The sequence below is a fragment of the Chryseobacterium sp. BGA-UO-ETr-SB22 genome (genome assembly GCF_059567885.1).
Genome location: NZ_JCAQOV010000005.1, coordinates 2,263,339 through 2,281,896 on the forward strand (window position 1 = coordinate 2,263,339; position 18,558 = coordinate 2,281,896).

Consider the following 18,558-nt stretch of genomic DNA (forward strand, 5'->3'; position numbering starts at 1 on the left):
TAAAAAAAACACCGCAAAATTTTCTTGCGGTGTTTCTTTTATGATCTTTTGAATTTATTTTAATAAAGTTAAAGTAAAACTATTTTCTCCGAAATTAGATCTTACTACATTGGATGTACACCCACCGCCACTACGGACACGCATATAATAAGTTCCAGCCTGCAGATAAGCGATCTGAGAAGTATATATAAAATCAAAACCAGTATATCCCGATGCCAGATGGATGTCCTGATTTGGAAATGCAATATTTACAGATGCTGTTGGGCTCTGGCTTAAATTAAAAGCTATAAAAAAGCCACAATCAGCAGGTGCTTTATCCGTAATCAAGCGTGTAGTAACAATATAATATCCCGGTATGGTAATGGCAGCATTGGTTCCTACATACTGCATAGCACCTGATGGAGGAATGGGAGTAACAGGACCTACGTTTGAATTGATGACTACCGATGCCCCTGATCCTGTACTTTCACGCCAGGTTCCCGTTCCATTTGCATCCGAAACCATAATTCTTCCTTCTGCCTGTGTACCATCTACAATTCTGGCTGCTCCGGGAGTTGTACCATTATTAATATTCAATTTTGTGGTAGGACTTCCAGTTCCTAATCCCAATCTATTGTTGACAGCATCTATATTTAATGTATTGCCATCTACCTGAAAATGACTGGTTCCGGCAGTTGCATTAGAGACGAAATTCAAAGTTTTATCAGCCATTGTTACGGTACGGTCAGATTGAAGAATTCCATTAGAATTATACAGATTGTCAGATTGATTAACTATTTTTTGCCAGATGTTTCCATCAAAATAATAGTAACCCTGCGAAGTTATATTGGCTGTTTTTATACTTGAAGTAGTGGGAGCTGCCGTAGCATATATCAATGTTCCAGTATGAACTGCATTATATTGATTATCAGCTATTTTTATCTGATCTCCGGTGAGACGGGGTGCAATAAGCCCCTCAGGCCTGCTGCCATCTGATGTTTTTGATGTAATATCTAAAGTTGACTTTGGAGCAGTATTATTAAAACCTATTTGTGAAAAAAAGATTTGAGAGCTTACAATACTTATTAATAATATGATTTTTTGCATAATCTTAATTTAATATTAGGTACAAGAAATAATTCTTCAAAAGAATTTTATAAGAAGACATTGTATTGATGTACTGATGATATAGTTATTTCAATAAAGTAAGCGTAAAGCCGTTTTGCGCTAAAGTACCTCTTGTGCTATTTGATGTACAACCACCCGCAGTACGTACCCGCATATAGTAAGTTCCCGCCTGAAGAAGAGCGATATTGGATGTATAAATAAAGTCGTTAGCAAAAGAACCAGTTACATGCACATCCTGAACAGGAAAAGCATTATTAACTGCTGCTGTCGGGCTTTGGCTTAAATTAAAAGCTAAAAAACCTCCGCATCCTATAGGCGCTTTATCTGTGATAAGACGGCTTGAAATCATATAATATCCGGGAATAGTAACAACTGCATTAGCTCCTGTATATATTAAAGTTCCTGCTGGCAAAAGACTTGTAACCGACCCAGAATTTGATTGAATAACTGTTGCTGATCCACTGCTTTCACGCCACGTTCCTACTCCATTTACATCTGATACCAGAATTTTCCCTTCACCTTGTGTCCCGTCAACAATTCTGATGGCTCCGGGAGTTGTTCCGTTATCGATATGTAATTTTGTTGTAGGCGCTGCAACGCCCAGTCCTACTCTATGAGCAACGGCATCAATATTTAACGTATTTCCATCAACCTGAAAGTGACTTGTTCCGGCAGTAGCCGTAGAAGTAAAAGCCAAGGTTTTATCTGCCATTGCCAACGTACGATTGGCTTCAAGAGTCCCATTGGAAGTATAGATATTTGTATTTTGATTCAGTACTTTTTGCCAAATATTCCCATCGAAATAATAATATCCATCGGAGGTCATATTAACCGTTTTCGGGCTTGAAGAAGTGACCGGTGCGGTAGCATATACCAACACTCCTCTTTGAGATATGGTATACTGAATATCAGCCGATTGTATTTGATCCCCTGTAAGTCTTGGGGCAAGAATTCCTTCAGCTTTACTTCCGTCTGTTGTATTGGCGACCACATCAAGAGTTGCATTGGGGGTACTGGTATTGATACCTATTTGCGAAAACAAAATTTTTGTAGCCAAGGCACAGATAAGAAATATTGTTTTTTTCATAATACGGAATTTGAAATATTTAATAGAAATTATTTTCATTAACTTGATCGTTAGATAAGGATAAATGTCCTGTATTAGCTCGTGTTATTATTTTAATCAAGTGATTTAAAAACCTTTAAAACAAGTGATTTTGTCTTAAAATTCATTATCCATTTTAGATTTCATAGTATAAAATGTATCATTAAAATCATCCCGAATTCAGGCTCAATAACTATAATTGTTGTGCAGGCTTTGCATCTATTATATCTATGGGAACAGTTAAATAAATGCAAATCCTACAAGCAACACAAGGCAATAATTTTTTTCTCAGTAACATGTTTTAACCTGGTCAAAGGTATTGACTAATTGCTTTTTCTAAGAATCTAGATTGTACGAAGATTAAGACATTACTGTAATAAAATAAAGACATATTTTGTATTAAAAAAAAGACACGATTGACAAGAATATCTATTCTCATCCCCTATTTTTGTAGATTTTAAAAAGATCAATAAAGCTTTTTACTCCCAATTTGGATTTTGCTTGTTTAAATAAAAAATGCCAAATAACTTTATCGTTATTCGGCATTTTTTGATATTTGAAATAGCATTTTGCGAATTACCGGAACTCAATCATCTCGGGCAAATGACTTAATGAATATTATTTTACCAAATAAGTCATACCTACATCGACAAGTAGTTCAGCACCAAGCATAAAATGAAGAGCCTTTTGAAGCTAGAAATACGGCAACTCTCCCAATCCTACCAGCCGGTACTACTTCCGCAATCTGTTACTTTACTACATCTATTTACTCAGCAGGAATAAACTTATCAAATACCAGAGTATCCGTTGTAGCCAGTATTGATTTAACTACAGTAAGAACATCAAATAATACTATATTGAAAAAAGTTTCTTCCATTTGGCTATCGTATTTCTGCTGAGCTTGAAATGTTGTGCTAACTGAGAATTATTTATATTTTTCTTCTTTTGATAATCCAATATTTTTAATATATCTGATTGGGTGTAGGAGCGATGTCTTTGATTAAACATTTCAGCCGATTGATTTACTACTCCAAAAATTCTTCTATTTAATTCGATAATATCTAAGGAAGTAAGTTTTTCTTTATCCAGCAAATTATTGCATTGTTGTTTTTTATCCGGGTATTTTTTATCAAGGAGATCTTGGTAGATACGTTTGTAATCTGGAGTAATATCTTCCATTGGGTATTTTTATAGATTATATTTAGCTATACAGCCCTATTGAAATTATTATGATAAGATATCCAAATGATACATTGCTAACTTTGTAAAAGGTCATACTGCTTATCATTAGAGAGACAAAAAGACAGCTCGTTTTTTCATATATGTTGTTTGTTGATCAATTTTTAATATTCTTTATATTTACTCAGCCATTTATAAAGTGTTGTTTTAGGAATTCTGTATTCTGACATAATTTGTTGTTTAGTTTTTTCACCAGTTGAGATAAGTTCCAAAATAAAATCTATTAGTTCTTTAGTATAGATGTTTTTTCTAAAAATGGGAAGATCCTGTGTTTTGTTCTGATCAACATTATTATAGAAAGTATGGCCATGGGGTGCATATAATATCAGATGTTGTGTGTATATTCTAAAAAAATCATATTCCAGGAGCTTGCTCCATTTTAAAATAAATCCGCTATCTAGAGTCTCAGCTTTGTACATTTTTGTAAGTTGATCGTCTGAGCATTTGAAAAAATTGCAAATACGGTCTGTTTCTATTCCGGACTCTGTGACTCTTTTGTAGATGATTGAACCAATGTGGATCTTTTTAAAGTTCATTCTTCTTATTTTTATTTTTTTACAATGTTAAATCTTGAATAATCTAGATTCCCACCAATACAGTGTTGTTAAAATCACCTGCGAGTGCTTGTTTAAGCAGTGCAGTACAAGTTATTACCAACAAGTTGGAATATGGTTTCTATACAAGAAAAGATAAATGGAACAGTTTGAACTTAACAGCTTTTACATTAACTTCGAGTTGATACTGATTGTACATTAAATTATTTTAGTGTCCTAAATAAACAAAGAAATTAGTATTTAATGTTGCCAGCTGGATATTTATAGACATTGCAGTTTCTCCATAGCCTACCATATAAGATATTATGTGAGATTTAAAAGAACTTATATCCCCATGGCTTACTGATGTATTTAATTGATGATTGTAATATTGGATAAACATGAGATAAAAGCAGAATTATCTTTGAAGCTATACAAAAACATATCCCAATACACCAAAACCAAGACTGCCTCATCTGCTATATGAAAACTGATTCTGTAGAAAGCTTTATCCACATAAAAAGAAAGTAAACTGTACTTACCCAGCAGCTTATCTTTGTCAAAACATTTGGCTAAACGAAAGACAAACTACTGAGTTTTTAAATAGTATAATTTTCTAAAAGGTCAGAAAAGTAGAATATCTCACTATAATTTAATTCTGATCTCTCCGCTGGCAGTTTTATATAACTTACCTGCTTCTAGGCCACCAGCTCCGGCTGAAGAGTCATTAGCATAAGTAGGAAGCGAGCTAAAACTAAAATCGGCTGCAGAAAGTGAAGCTGTTGCCACTGTTTTTAATACACCAGTTGCATTTGCTACCACGATTCTGTCTGTCGAGGTTCCTGTATAAGCGACAGAATTAATATTTCTAATTCTTAAACCTCCATTACCAGATGTTGCATTACCACCGAGATCTAACAATTCGGTTGGTTTTGCTGTATCTTCTGCACCATTTACACCTATTGCAGTATGTGCATTTTTAAGTATGGTAAGTGCATTATTAAATGTCGGAAAAGAACCTAGAGCACCATTACCAAGCTGAAACAAAGCATCTGTAAGCACCGGGCTGCCTGCCGTTCCTGTAGCAATAGCATTTCTTGTACCCATAACCGTTTCATTCAAAGAACTGGAAGTGGTCATTCGCCCCATCGCTGTTGCAAATTCTCCGCTGGCCGTTGTGTCTCCACCAATTGCTATCGATTGCCCTCCACTTGCAGTTGCAGTGTGCGTACTTAAAGCCATCGCATAAGTACCACTAGCTTTGGCATTCAAACCAATAGCAACACTGTAAATATTATTTGCTTCAGGCTGTATACCAATTGCTGTTGAACCATAGCCGCTAGCTTTCGCAAAAAACCCAATTGCCGTTGATACATATCCGCTGGCTTCTGAACTTTGGGGTCCTGCAGCGAAAGAATAATCGCCGCTCGCTATACTTAAAGTTCCTATTGCATGAGACCTGTCTCCACTAGCAATATTTTTCCAGCCAATTGTAGATGAAGTTGGACCGGAAGCTTTATTTTCAAAACCTAATGCAACAGAGTTTGTACCGATTAGCGAAGTACCACTTAATTCATCTGCATGTGGTGCCCCGCCTCGTACAGCACCACGCACATCTAATTTTGCAATGGGCTTAGCCGAAGAGAAATTACCTATTCCAACATTGCCGCTTTGATAAATATTCTGATTGTTCAGTGTCGCTGTTGTTATTGTGTTTTCTAAATCCCAGGGGTTGGTACCGGCTGATCCTCCTCCCGTCATTTTTTGCCAAATATTTCCATCGAAATAGTAATATCCATCGGAGGTAATATTAACCGTTTTAGGACTTGCGGAAGTGACCGGTACAGTAGCATATATCAACATTCCTTTTTGGGATATGGTATATTGACTATCAGCTGATTGTATTTGATCTCCTGTCAGTCTCGGAGTAAGAATTCCTTCAGCTTTGCTTCCGTCTGTTGTCTTGGCAACCACATCAAGAGTTGCATTGGGGTTACTGATATTGATACCTATTTGTGCATGAATATTACAACCAAAAATAATGGCTGTTAATAGAAAGTAAACATTTTTTTTCATTTAAGTTCGTGTTATTATTTTAATAAATTGATTTAATACCCTTTAAGACAAGTTGTTTTGTCTTGAAATTGATTATCCGTTTCAGATTTCATAGTATAAAATATATGGTCAGAATTATCCCGAATTCAGTCTCAATAATTATAATTGTTGCGCAGGCTTTGCATCTATTATATCTATGGGAACAGTTAAATAAATGCAAATCCTACAAGCAACATAAGGGAATAAATCTTTTTTCAACAGCATTGTTTCAACTGGTCAAAGATATTTATTAATTGCTTTTTTCTAAGAATTCAGCTTGTATGAAGATTAAGACGTCGATATAATAAAATAAAGACACATTTTGTATTAAAAAAAAGACACGATTGACAAGAATGCCTATTCTCACCCATGTCTTTCTAGATTTAAACAGCCAAATGGCGCCACTTTAAGAAAAGTAGCGCCATTTTTTATTAAGAGTTTCGTTTTTTATAAAGTAGAAGTTTTACTAATTAAACAAGAGGTCTTTTCTTTATCTTAATCAGGGTTAAAGATAAAGATGCCAATAAGAATAAAATACCAGCCATGATAATAGCATTTGAAGGATTATTACCCAGAAAATTTTTATAGATAAACCCAAATGACACCGTCTGGATCAGCATAGGAATAACAATCATCATATTGATAACCCCCATGTACACCCCTCTTTTTTCTGAAGGTATGGAAGGAGAAACCATAGAATAAGGCAATCCCATCATCGCAGCCCAGCCTACTCCAAATAGAACCATTGGTAATAAAATTAGATACTCATTATGAATAAAGGGTAAAATCAACAGTGAAATTCCCGTTGCTAGGAGACAAAAAGCATATACATTTTTGGTTGAATATTTAAATGCCAACGGAATCAGCAGCAATGCTGAGATCATGGTGATAAAATTATAAAAGCCGTTCATCAGTCCCGTCTGACCAACAGCTGTTTCTACCAGATGCAGGATGTTTTTTGCCCAGGATACATCACTCTGAGCCACAGAAAGTCCTTTTTTTGAAAGCTCAATAAAATGACCGGCTTTTTGTTCATCAGTTTCAGAAACGTGATATAAGGTTTGTTTAATCATTGGAGTCACAAACTGCCAATAACAAAATAGTGCATACCATTGAAAAAGATAGACTAAAGCCAGCTGCCAAAGTATTTTTGGCATATGGACAATAGCTTTAAAAATATCCGTAAACGGTGTGAAAACCGTATCATTTTCTTTTTCGGCTTTCAACTGTATAAGCTCTTCTTTGGTTGGTGGTATCTCAGGAGTTTTATAAACCGACCACACCACAGAAGCTATGGAACAAAACGATCCTAAAAAAAACGAATAATAAACCCATGCAGGAATGCCTCCAGCTTCTGAACTTGCTCCAAAATATTTCTGAAAAACAAATAATGACAGATTGGCCAGGGTAATTCCACCCCCTACGAAAAGACTCTGCATCTGAAAGCCATAAGTTTGCTGCGCTTCCGGAAGCTTATCTCCAATAAAAGCTCTGTACGGTTCCATTGCGGTATTATTAGCGGCATCCAAAATCCATAATAGCCCTACTGCCATCCAAATTGAGGAACTAAATGGAAAGACAAACAAAGCTAAACTGCAAAAAATAGCTCCAAGCAAAAAGAAAGGTTTTCTACGCCCCCATTTCACGCTCCAGGTTTTATCACTTATAGCTCCTATAAGCGGCTGAATTAATAATCCCGTAACCGGTCCCGCCAGATTGAGAATTGGAAGCTGATCTGCATGAGCACCCAAAAAAGAATACAGCGGATTTACAGCGGTCTGCTGAAGTCCAAAACTGTATTGAATACCGAAAAAACCGACATTCATATTCCAGATTTGCCAAAAACTAAGCTTAGGAATTATTTTCTTATTCATAATTTACGGCTTTACAATTTGATAATTATTTCCAAGAACAATATCTGCCTTTTCTTTGAACTTACGGATAATATTATGCTCAATATCTAATACTTTTTCTACAAAATCACTCTGTTCATCACGGTTTCTTTCCATTCGGTTTTTATAGGTATCTTTATAATTCCGATCGATAAAAATTTTAAAATCAAATTCATCAATACTCAATATATAGGTACCTTCAATAATAAGAACCTTTACATCTTCTGTATTGATAATTTCTTTAGAAACAGAATTATTCTGATAATGAATCAAAGGTTTTTCAATAATAGATTTTCTTTTTTTAAATGCTTTTATATTTTCCTGAATTACATCTAAATGAACTTCATGTATTCCCACATGATCCAGACTTTTCTGCCGGTTCTCATGGTTGGTTTTAGGAGGAAGTTTAAAATAGTCATCCATCTGAATCACGAAAGTTTTAATCCCGTTTTCTTCCAAAACTTTTTTCAAAGCGAAGGCGGTGACCGATTTCCCACTGCCGCTTTCTCCGCAAATTCCTATCACATATTTTTCAGTGTGGTTATCATTTTGCTTTATAATTCTGTAGATATTTCCCGCAGTATCCAAATGCTTCTGCTCCAAATTAATTACATCTCCAATCATCTCTTAATCTGTTTTAAAAATAAATAGTTTTCTATTACAATTGATTAATTTCTAGCATTAAATCTTCATCAGAAGATACCCTGAAGCTGAAAAACATAATTGATTTGTTCCTAATGGAATCAATTGATCCGTCGAATAATACTCTCTGAAACTTGAGCCCTTCTCACTGAGAAGTGTTTCGTATTGATTAATAATTTTGTCAGGAATTTCGTTATACCCTCTTTTCCTTAATCCCAGACAAAGCCACCCAAGATAAATGGGCCAAGAACCTCCGTTATGGAATTGATAGGGTTGATTTTTGAATTCATAGCTGTAATTGTTTTCCAGCAAACGCCAGTCAGGGGCTTTTGGAAAGATAATCGGGTAAAATACAGGAAGCATCCAGTGATCAAACTCTTGATTTAACTGATTTAAAAATTCATTGAAACCATCCAGCTCTAAATCAAATCCTAAAAGAATTGCTAAAGCATTTCCTGCAAGATCAAAACGTTCATCATAACCATTGGCATTTAAAGATGCCCATAAATAAGGTTTTGCTTTGGCTTTTTGATAGGCTGTTTCATGGTATTTAGGGTCTTTAAAGTTATTTTTCGTGAAATTATTTTCGATCAGTTTTTTGGTTGTCACGGCAAGAGACTTCAGATGGTCATCTTCAAATACTTCCGATGCAACTTTCAGGGCCCAATACCGAAGAACATTATCATACAAAACATACCCTGATGTAACATATTCGTCTGCCCAGTTTCCACCTAACGGACTATACAAAAGGCCTCTCTGATTAAATTCCCACGATTTCAGACATGAAAAAGCTTTGTATATTTTTTCCTTTAGAGTTTCTTTAAGATTTTCATCTTTAGAATACATGATGTATTCGCAGGTTCCGATAATCCACCAGATTGTTGCATCTGTTCTGCCGACAAGAGTACCATAACTTCTCTGTTCCCCATAAACATTGGAAGGAATCTGTCCGTTTTGTGCCTGATGATCTGCAAGTGTTTTTATTGATTTCTCCAAACCATCAATGATCATTTGGTTTTTAATTAAAATCCCCGTAATTCCCGTCATCATAGAATCTCTGGACCAGATTCTTGCATAGTTATCTTTCTTCTCGGAAGATGCAAGAATCCCTTGTTCTGAAATAGCTTGTTCTATGACTTGTAAGGCTTGTTGTGTAAACATGTAATCTTATTATAAAATGAAAATAATTTGTAATGAAGCGTTTCAATTAATTAGAAATCAAATTTTATGCTTCCCCCGAAAGTTCTGCCTGGTAATGTTCTCGCTCTGATGATTCCGTTGGTTCCCTGTAAAGTTCCTTCTTCGGCCTCTGTGATAGCCAGTGCATTGAATACATTATTAGCATTGACATTAAGCGTTACATTTTTCAGTAATCTGTACGAGATGTAAGGATTTATGATCACATAACCCGGCATAATAAGCTTATTGCTGTCCTGAGTAAAAGCTTTTGTAGATCCGACGGCAAAGAAACCGAAACTTAATTTTTCAATATTCACATTGGGATTGAATGAATACATAAATTTCGGAGTCCTTCTCGGCATATTTCCTATGATGGTTCTATCAATCGCATTTTTAATTTCAGCATGAGTATAGGTTAATCCGGCTTTGATATCAAAATTCTTATTGATTTTATAAAATCCATCCAGCTCTATTCCAAATGATTCATACTTATTTTCTGTTCTGAGCTGCGTTGTAGCTTCGTAATTTGCTTCAATCGTTCTTGCCTGAAATAAGGTTGTGTTTAAGAAATAGTTTGAGCCTCTTAATTTGTACCCTACTTCAATCTGATTCAGTTTATTCACTTTTACAGCATCTAAAGCAGGATCATTATTATTTGTATAGTTATAGCCTGCAAAAAGAATTCTGTCTGCCGAAGCACTTCCCCCTCTGCTTACCCTTGCAAAAACTGCATTATGAGAATTTAAAGAATAGTTAGCTCCAAATGAGTATCCGAAAATACCATATTTATAATCAACAGGAACAGTTCCGTTAACAACTTCTACCTGTAATTCCGGAGTTTCCAAAGTACCGTTCTGATTAATATCTATTGCTCTCTTTATATTTTGTGTCCCTGAAAAGCTCCCTGAAACATTTCCGAAATCATATCTTGCTCCAAGGTCCAAAGTCAGATTTTCAATTGGATTTATTTCCACCTGAACGTGCGGAGCAACCACTGAGTATTTGGTATCATAATTTCTGTTTACACCACCAAAAGCAGGTACACCATAGTTAAGAAGTCCATTGTCTGTTATTTTAGTTCCTGTGTTGCTTACAACATCTACTAAACGAGCGTTATTATCAGAAACTTCCATCAGATAGGTATTCCAATTCCATGAAAGATTTATGTTTTGTGTACTGTTGTAAACTCCTGTATTCAACTTTATCTTTTTCCATCTTTTGCTGATATTCACATCACTGAAAAAGTTGTTCAGATTATTCAGTTTTGTGTTGAATAATACAGTCTTCATATATTTTGCATTACTATCAACTGCCGTATTGGTTCCCGCATATACTGCGCTGCCATATCCCGGCACAGATTCTAAAATTTCTGACTTACTTCCCACCGATGCCGGAAAAGGAGCTAAAAACTGACCATCATTTGCTGCATATCTTGCCTTGGCCTCTATTTTCCAGCTGGATCCCAGATCATAATTAAATTCCAGTCCAATCGTTTTGGATACTGAATGCATTCCGTCACGGATATCGCTTTTCAATATCTGTCCGTTTCCGCCAAAAGTAACATCATTTTTGAAATTGGATGACTGCAGAGCACCTGTCAGAATATTATAATTGCTGAGAGAACTGTAATCCGGATTAGAATCTGAGCCGGAAACAGCTACAGGCATAGGCATATAAGCGGCTGTACGATCATCGAGATATTTACCGTAAATTCTGATGCTTCCTTTTTCAAATTTCTTTAATAAAGATAACCTGAACTGTCCCCCGTTATTGGAAGTGTATCCTGTTTTTCTGGGGCCGTCACCAGCTCTGTAGAAGCCTCCCACTCCTATGTAAAAATCTTTACCGAGAGGTCTTCCATAGTCTATATCTGTTCTAAAGTTTTGATAATTCAATCCCACCTGCTGCGTAATGCTTCCACCTTCTTTTTCACCGGTTTTTGTAATAAAATTGATGATCCCAGCCGGTGAATTGGATGCAAAAACAGAGGCAGAACCTCCTCTCAAGGCTTCAACACGGGATACAAAAGAATCAAATCTTGTAAACTGATCCTGAGTTCCAAAAGCAATATCCCCGAATTGCATCACCGGAAGACCATCTTCCTGAATCAAAAGATACCTCGAACCTCCTGCAGAAACAGGAACACCTCTTACCGTGATATTGGAATTTCCCTCACCTCCCGAAGATTCAGCACGTATTCCGGGAATTGTTCTGAAAATTTCGGCAGTGGTTCTTGGTGCAGCATTGATAATATCTGCCTGCTTTAAAGTAGAAATTGAAGTACTGGTTTTGATTGAAGCTTTAGGATTAGAATTACCCGTTATGACTACTTCATCTATAGTCTTGTTTCTGGTAGATACCGTATCCGTTACCGCAGTCTGAGAAAACATAAATGCTGCCACATTCATCGTCCCTAAAATCAGTAATTTCTTTATTATCTTTGATTCCATAATTATCTGAGCTTTTTGTTATGTCTCAAAAGTATTTTTTTTAGGGTATCAAAAAATCATTTTAAACAGACTGTTAACGGTCTATTAATTTCAAACGGTTGCGCAAACGGTTGCGGTTGATAACTTTTAAACACATTAACATTTAATTAAGAAATTAATCGCTTTAATTTAACAGATATTAACAAAATACTAATGATTAATTATTCCTAATTTCTCCCGATAATTGAGATGAACAATCAAAATGAAAAGAACGACTATAAAAGACCTTGCTGAAATGCTTAATATTAGTACCTCCACTGTTTCGAGAGCATTGAAGGATCATCCTGATATCAGTAGTTCTGTGAAAATCAAAGTACGAGAAGCAGCAGAGACATTTAATTATGTTCCCAATGATTTTGCCATCAATTTCAGAAAGAAATCATCCAAAATAATTGGTCTTATTGTTCCAGAAATAACCATGTTTTTTGTACCATCAATTATAAATGGCATATCACAGGTATTAAACGGTGAGGGATACAGATTTTTTATATTGTCATCCAACGATTCATTTGAGACTGAAAAAGGTCATATCGAAACCTGCATTAATTCCAGAGTAGATGGCATTTTAATTTCTTTAACCAATGAAACTAAAGATTGCGAACATCTAAGAAAAGTGAAAGATATGGATATTCCGGTTGTAATTTTTGATAAAACCGTTCCCCAGGATCTCTTTCAAACAGTAATTTTTGACAATGTGAAAAATTCTCAGCAATCTGCCAAGAAACTGATCAATCATGGCTGTAAAAATGTATTGGCTATTTTTGGTGACGAAAATCTTGAAATAACCCAAAGCAGATTAAAATCTTTCAGAGCAGTAATCCAGCAAGAAACGGAGATTTCATTACAAATTGTGTTTGGTAAGTCAGCTGACATCGTCAAGCAGAAATTAGATTTATTATCAGACATTGAATTGTTTGATGGCTTTTTTGCAATGAGTGATGAAACATTAATGGGGCTTCACAGTTCACTAATTAAAAGGAATCTCAACAATACCAATAAAAAAGTAGTCGCAATAAGCGAAGGAACTCTTCCTAAATATCTTGATGAAACCTACGAATATCAAATTAATAACGGATATGAAATGGGATCTTCTGCGACAATAAAATTGATTAGCTTAATCAATAATAAGGAGGGCGAATCTCCCAATACTACTTTTCATCTATAAGTTACCTGATAAGATTATGATGTATCAATTAAAATGACATACAGTTTACAAAGTAAGACAGGACAGTCAATATCACTGAAATTACAATGATAATCTTTGATACCATATCAAAATTTCAAACAAAAAAAATCCCGGATTAACGGGATTTTAATTTCTTGTATTTACATTTATTTTACTTCTACAGGAACTGAGATTTTATCCCAATCCATTGTGAATCCATTATTGTTTATTTTATACACTAAAGTTTCCTGTGTTGCTGGTAAAGCCTTTGTTTTTACATCAACACGCAAAGCATCTTTGGATTCTTCATATTTATAAGCACCCCATTGTTTTGGCTCTTTGTTAAAAATTGCAGTCCAGGTTCCGGATTCTTTAGGGATTAAGAAAAAGCTGTATTTACCTGCAGGAAGTTTTTTACCCTGAACGGTAACGTCTTTATCCGTTTCGAAAGTAGTTGCTTCATTAGCACCTGCACGCCACACTTTATTATAAGCTTCTAAACCACCCCAGATTGTACGCCCCTTAACAGAAGGACTGCTATAGGCTATGGTAATGTTTGCATCTTTAATTTTTCCTGTAGCAGTAGCCGGAGGGCTGGCAGGTTTTTTAGTATCCTGTGCAAACGCATTCACTGAAAGTGCCATTACAGCAAAAAGTACAGTAGCAGATTTAATAATCGTTTTCATAATATTTTTATTTGTTTGTTTTTGTTATTATTTGTTTACGAATTTACTGTTTTCTGCTTATAAAACAGCAACCCTATTGCAGAAAATACAATGACCGCTGCCGCCCCAATTACATTAAGCCAAAGGAAAGAAACGATATCAAACTGATATACGGCAATAACCGTAATTTCTGATAAAATTGCAGCAATAAATACGTTTGAGCCTGTGATTTTTTTATAGTAAAATGCAACCAGAAAAATCCCCAATATCGGGCCGTAGAAAAGAGAACCTAATACATTCACCGCTTCGATAAGGGAACCCATCTGCGTGGCAAACATGGCTACACCAATTGAGAAAATCCCCCAAGCCAGCGTGTGCAGACGGCTGTACTTCAATTCGGTTGCATCATTAGGCATTTCTTTTCTGAATATCAAATGTACATCCTTCAATGAGCAGGCGGCAAGAGAATTCAGTGCTGCCGAAATGGAACCCCAGCTGGCCAGAAAAATGACGGCAAACAGTAATCCGATCATTCCTACAGGCAAGGTATTTTTCACAAAATACAGGAAAATGTAATTCGTATCCGTTTTCTCCGCATTATAGTTTGAATGATTAATAGCTTCTTCTACCCTGCCGTGAAGTGCTTTCACCTGGGTTTGTGTGTTTTTAAAATCCTGAATTGTTTTATTAAGTTGGGGAGAATGAGTTTCTTTCAGCTTTAGAATTTCTTTCGATTCTGCATTAAATTTTAGTTGCAAATCCTGATGTTCTTTTTCAAAAACGGCAGCCTGTTCTGGTTTTGTTTCCTTTAAATATTGATAAGAGCGTTCGTTAAAATAAATCGGAGCCGGTTTCAGAGAAAAGAATGCGAAAAGCAAAGCACCAATCAGAAGAATAGCAAACTGCATCGGAATTTTAACCAATCCGTTCAACAGCAAGCCCATTTTGGCGTTGGTATTATCTTTCGCAGTAATATACCTGCCCACCTGACTCTGGTCCGTCCCAAAGTAAGAAAGTGCCAGAAAAAAACCACCAATTAAGCCACTCCAGATATTGTATTTATCTTTCCAATCAAATTCTGTAGTAATTACATTAAGCTTCCCGGATTTCCCCGCCAGATAAAGCGCATCCTTAAACCCAATTCCGTTAGGCATATTCTGAATGAGCAGAAAACCTGCAAAAGCCATTGTTCCCAGAATAATAAGAAACTGTAATTTTTGGGTGTGAGCGATTGCTTTGGCACCGCCAACATAGGTATAAATCAACAGAATTCCCCCTGTTAAAACATTGGTTAAATAAATATTCCAGTTTAAAACGCTTGATAAGATGATACTTGGAGCGTAAATACTGATTCCCGTTGATAAGCCTCTGGAAAAAAGAAAAAGCAGTGAAGTAAGTACTCTTGTTTTTTTATCAAAACGGTTTTCTAAATATTCATAAGCCGTATAAACATTCAAGCGCTGAAAAATCGGTATGAAAGTAATACAGATCACAATCATCGCCAAAGGCAGCCCAAAGTAATACTGAACGAAACGCATCCCGTCCGTATAAGCCTGGCCCGGCGCTGAAAGAAATGTAATAGCACTTGCCTGCGTCGCCATAATACCAATAAGCACAATATACCAGGGCATTTTGTTATCTGCTTTCAGGTAGGATTCATTGCTTTTTTGGCCACGGCCGATGAATACGCCATACACCACCACTACAACGAGTGTAAAAATAAGAACTGTCCAATCTATAGTACTCATGCCCAGAATTTAGTAAACCAATAATAAAATGCGATCTGTAATACTAATGCAGCTGCCAATAGTATATACCAGGTATTCCAATTTTTAAGTTTCTTATTCATCAGTTTTTCTGTGCAGATAAAAAGTTTAAAAATAGACGTGCCGCCCCAACATTTCCAGCAGGTAACTGTCTGAAAAATGCCAACGGTGTATAAATAAAATTCCCCTTCCCGTATTTTGCATATAAAGTTGATCCCTGCAGAGGCTCTTCATCGGTATCATGCATTTCAAAAAGCGGTTCATATGCAGCATCCCATTGAGCAGGGAAATAGGCGCCACGCTCCTGTACCCAGCCTTTAAAATCATCTGCAGTAATTTTGTTTGGGAAGTTCAGTAATTTATGATTTGGATTTAAAAACGTAACCTCAGCATTTTCTTCGGTAACACGCTTATTGGCAATACTGAAATTGTACATTCCCAATTTGTCAACGGTTGTATCCTGGTTGGTATTATACTGCATCACCAAATTCCCTCCGGCTTTTGCATAAGACCATAAAAACGGCATCCAGCGACCCAGCTTTTTTTCCGTGTTATTGGCACGAATACCCAATACGATGGCATCATATTGAGACAGCTTGTTTTGACTGCCATTTCCGCCGGATTCATCTGTGCTGCCATAAAAATCTTCGTCTTTAAGGACATCTACCTGAATACCTGCAATGCGCAGAAAATCAGGAATAAAATCTCCGGCACCTTCTATATAACCCACTTTTTTAACTTTCGTCTGAATATCACCTTTCATTACGGTTACAGCAGCAGGTGCAAAATATTGTAAGGAAGGCAAATGCGGATACTGAATTAATATTTGTTTTTTATTATAAGTAACTCCATCTGCAACAAAATTGGCATCCAATTGTAAACGAGATGAGTTTATTGAGGCTAATTTATTTTTTGGAATAACATAATCAACGGTAAAATCTTTCCCATTGATCGATTTTAAATCACCGCCGCCTAATCGCTCTCCGTTATACATCAGGTTTACTTTACCATTGTTGAACTGTTTGGTGGAATTAACCTTAACATTTAAGCTCAAATGTAAATCTTCGTTTTCTTTGACCAGATAAAGGGGTTGTGTAAATTTCAGTTCCAATGCAGGAACAATACGCAAGGCTTCTACCACATCACCTCGCACCGGATCTAATTTCTTGAAAGATAAAGGAAGTTTAACCTGAAACTTTTCCGAACCGATTTTTAAACCAAGCAAAACATTGAGTGGGGATTCTGCCTCTGGCAAACCGATTAAAGTATCATTCGGCACTGAAAAAGTAGCTGCATCCTTGGCTGGTTTTGCTAACCAATAAGGTTCTGTGAGCGCTGCATCTGCAGGAATCTGGATGTCATGCTGAATAGTAATTAAAGAATCTTTTGATAGTGCTCTGTTAAAGCTTTCAGATTGGCTTAACCATTTTACATTTTCCAGAACGACAGGATTGACAGCTCTTGAAATCAAATTCAGCCTAAAATTGTGTTTATCCCCGGCAACAGCTTCAGCCTGATTGGTAACGACCTCGCCCATAAACCCGGCACAGCTTAAAATAATATTGTCAAGGGATTTAATTTTATCCTTTTTCAGGTCTGAATCATTGATCGCCATGACCTTTTTTCGCAAAGCAAGCAACGCAGGCAAGCTCTGGTCCGGCTTATTGAAATTGAAATCGGAAATAATTTTATCCAATGACTGGTCAATATCAGCATTTCCTTGTAAAGTCCAGGTTTTAGTTACTCCATCAAAAAGGGTTGTTTTTGCAGGATCGCCGATAACGTGTGAAAAATATTCGGTTCTGATCCCGGCTACAGACTGTGTTCCCGCACCCTGGCTTTTATGTAAACTTCTGCTTAATCCTGCCAGTTCACCGTAACCCATTCCCAATTGCGCATCATATTGCCCAACGGTAACTTTCAGTTGATTTTCAGCAGTTGTATTGACCCCGCCAAATCGGAAAGTATTCCACAATACGCGTTTTGGCTGCCATACATTCACATATTTTAGTTGATCCGGGAAAGCATTTTTATCACCTGCCAGCTTAAAAGCTTTTTCTGCCACCACAGCCGAAGCCGCATGCTGTCCGTGACCTGCCGCAGCAGTAGGAGGAAAACGACAAATGATCACATCCGGACGGAATTGACGGATAACCCAAACCACATCCGCTGTAATACTGTCTGCATCCCATTGTTTAAAGGTATCAGTCGTATTTTTAGAAAACCCGAAATCAATCGCTCGGGTAAAAAACTGTTGGGCGCCGTCTAACTTTCTTGCCTCCAAAAGCTCATGCGTTCTGATTAATCCCAATGCAGCACCTTGCTCTGTACCCAATAAATTCTGACCGCCATCCCCTCTGGTTAAAGACAGATAACCCGTTTCTACATTCTGGTCGTTGATTAACCAGGAAAGTAATCCTGTATTTTCATCATCGGGGTGAGCCGCAAGGTATAAAACTTTAGGAAGGTGTTTAAGGGTTTTGATTTCACGGTAAATTTCAGATGATTTTGAAGGCCGAACCTGCTGGGCCGAACAAAAAACCGTATAAAAGCTAAGGACACATACAGTAATTACTCTTTTGAACATATGAATTTGCTTTGCGGGGTAAATATAAGTAAATCGTTTCTCTTTCAACTTTAAAAGAAAAAGCAACACTCTTTTTGCTATGTCAACTTCGATTG

Annotated in this window: 13 protein-coding genes; 1 reads left to right on the forward strand and 12 read right to left on the reverse strand. The window is 36.4% G+C overall.

The window, feature by feature from the left end; all coding sequences use genetic code 11:
* Positions 1-54: 54 nt before the first annotated feature.
* The 9 genes from AC57AW_RS17700 to AC57AW_RS17740 form a co-directional block, all read right to left on the reverse strand.
* The gene (locus AC57AW_RS17700; RefSeq protein ID WP_496352930.1) at positions 55-1,086 is read right to left on the reverse strand and encodes a phage tail-like protein; all 1,032 of its coding nucleotides are present in this window, start codon (positions 1,084-1,086) and stop codon (positions 55-57) included.
* A gap of 85 nt (positions 1,087-1,171) precedes the next feature.
* Positions 1,172-2,194 (reverse strand): phage tail-like protein, encoded by a 1,023-nt coding sequence (locus AC57AW_RS17705; RefSeq protein WP_496352931.1) that lies wholly within the window; start codon positions 2,192-2,194, stop codon positions 1,172-1,174.
* 870 nt (positions 2,195-3,064) lie between these two features.
* Positions 3,065-3,391: a helix-turn-helix domain-containing protein gene (locus AC57AW_RS17710; RefSeq protein ID WP_496352932.1), complete on the reverse strand. Its 327-nt coding sequence runs from the start codon at positions 3,389-3,391 to the stop codon at positions 3,065-3,067.
* Between the two features lie 164 nt (positions 3,392-3,555).
* Complete coding sequence (locus AC57AW_RS17715) at positions 3,556-3,987, reverse strand: transposase (RefSeq protein WP_496352933.1); 432 nt, start codon at positions 3,985-3,987, stop codon at positions 3,556-3,558.
* A gap of 642 nt (positions 3,988-4,629) precedes the next feature.
* The gene (locus tag AC57AW_RS17720) at positions 4,630-6,060 is read right to left on the reverse strand and encodes a phage tail-like protein (RefSeq protein ID WP_496352934.1); all 1,431 of its coding nucleotides are present in this window, start codon (positions 6,058-6,060) and stop codon (positions 4,630-4,632) included.
* A gap of 488 nt (positions 6,061-6,548) precedes the next feature.
* Positions 6,549-7,952, reverse strand: coding sequence for an MFS transporter (locus tag AC57AW_RS17725; protein WP_496352935.1), 1,404 nt, complete (start codon positions 7,950-7,952; stop codon positions 6,549-6,551).
* Between the two features lie 3 nt (positions 7,953-7,955).
* Complete coding sequence (locus AC57AW_RS17730; RefSeq protein WP_496352936.1) at positions 7,956-8,594, reverse strand: uridine kinase family protein; 639 nt, start codon at positions 8,592-8,594, stop codon at positions 7,956-7,958.
* Between the two features lie 57 nt (positions 8,595-8,651).
* Positions 8,652-9,773 (reverse strand): glycoside hydrolase 100 family protein, encoded by a 1,122-nt coding sequence (locus AC57AW_RS17735; protein ID WP_496352937.1) that lies wholly within the window; start codon positions 9,771-9,773, stop codon positions 8,652-8,654.
* Between the two features lie 50 nt (positions 9,774-9,823).
* Positions 9,824-12,241, reverse strand: a complete 2,418-nt coding sequence (locus AC57AW_RS17740; RefSeq protein ID WP_496352938.1) for a TonB-dependent receptor domain-containing protein — start codon at positions 12,239-12,241, stop codon at positions 9,824-9,826.
* 241 nt (positions 12,242-12,482) lie between these two features.
* Here AC57AW_RS17740 and AC57AW_RS17745 point away from each other — a divergent pair, with 241 nt between their 5' ends.
* A complete protein-coding gene (locus AC57AW_RS17745; protein ID WP_496352939.1) occupies positions 12,483-13,445 on the forward strand; it encodes a LacI family DNA-binding transcriptional regulator in 963 nt (320 codons plus the stop codon).
* Positions 13,446-13,612: 167 nt separating this feature from the next.
* Here the strand turns inward: AC57AW_RS17745 and AC57AW_RS17750 are convergent, their stop codons facing one another.
* From AC57AW_RS17750 to AC57AW_RS17760, 3 genes are all read right to left on the reverse strand, one after another.
* The gene (locus AC57AW_RS17750) at positions 13,613-14,131 is read right to left on the reverse strand and encodes a DUF2911 domain-containing protein (protein WP_496352940.1); all 519 of its coding nucleotides are present in this window, start codon (positions 14,129-14,131) and stop codon (positions 13,613-13,615) included.
* Positions 14,132-14,166: 35 nt separating this feature from the next.
* Positions 14,167-15,858, reverse strand: a complete 1,692-nt coding sequence (locus AC57AW_RS17755) for a sodium:solute symporter family protein (RefSeq protein ID WP_496352941.1) — start codon at positions 15,856-15,858, stop codon at positions 14,167-14,169.
* A gap of 100 nt (positions 15,859-15,958) precedes the next feature.
* Positions 15,959-18,463 (reverse strand): PIG-L family deacetylase, encoded by a 2,505-nt coding sequence (locus tag AC57AW_RS17760; protein ID WP_496352942.1) that lies wholly within the window; start codon positions 18,461-18,463, stop codon positions 15,959-15,961.
* Positions 18,464-18,558 lie beyond the last annotated feature (95 nt).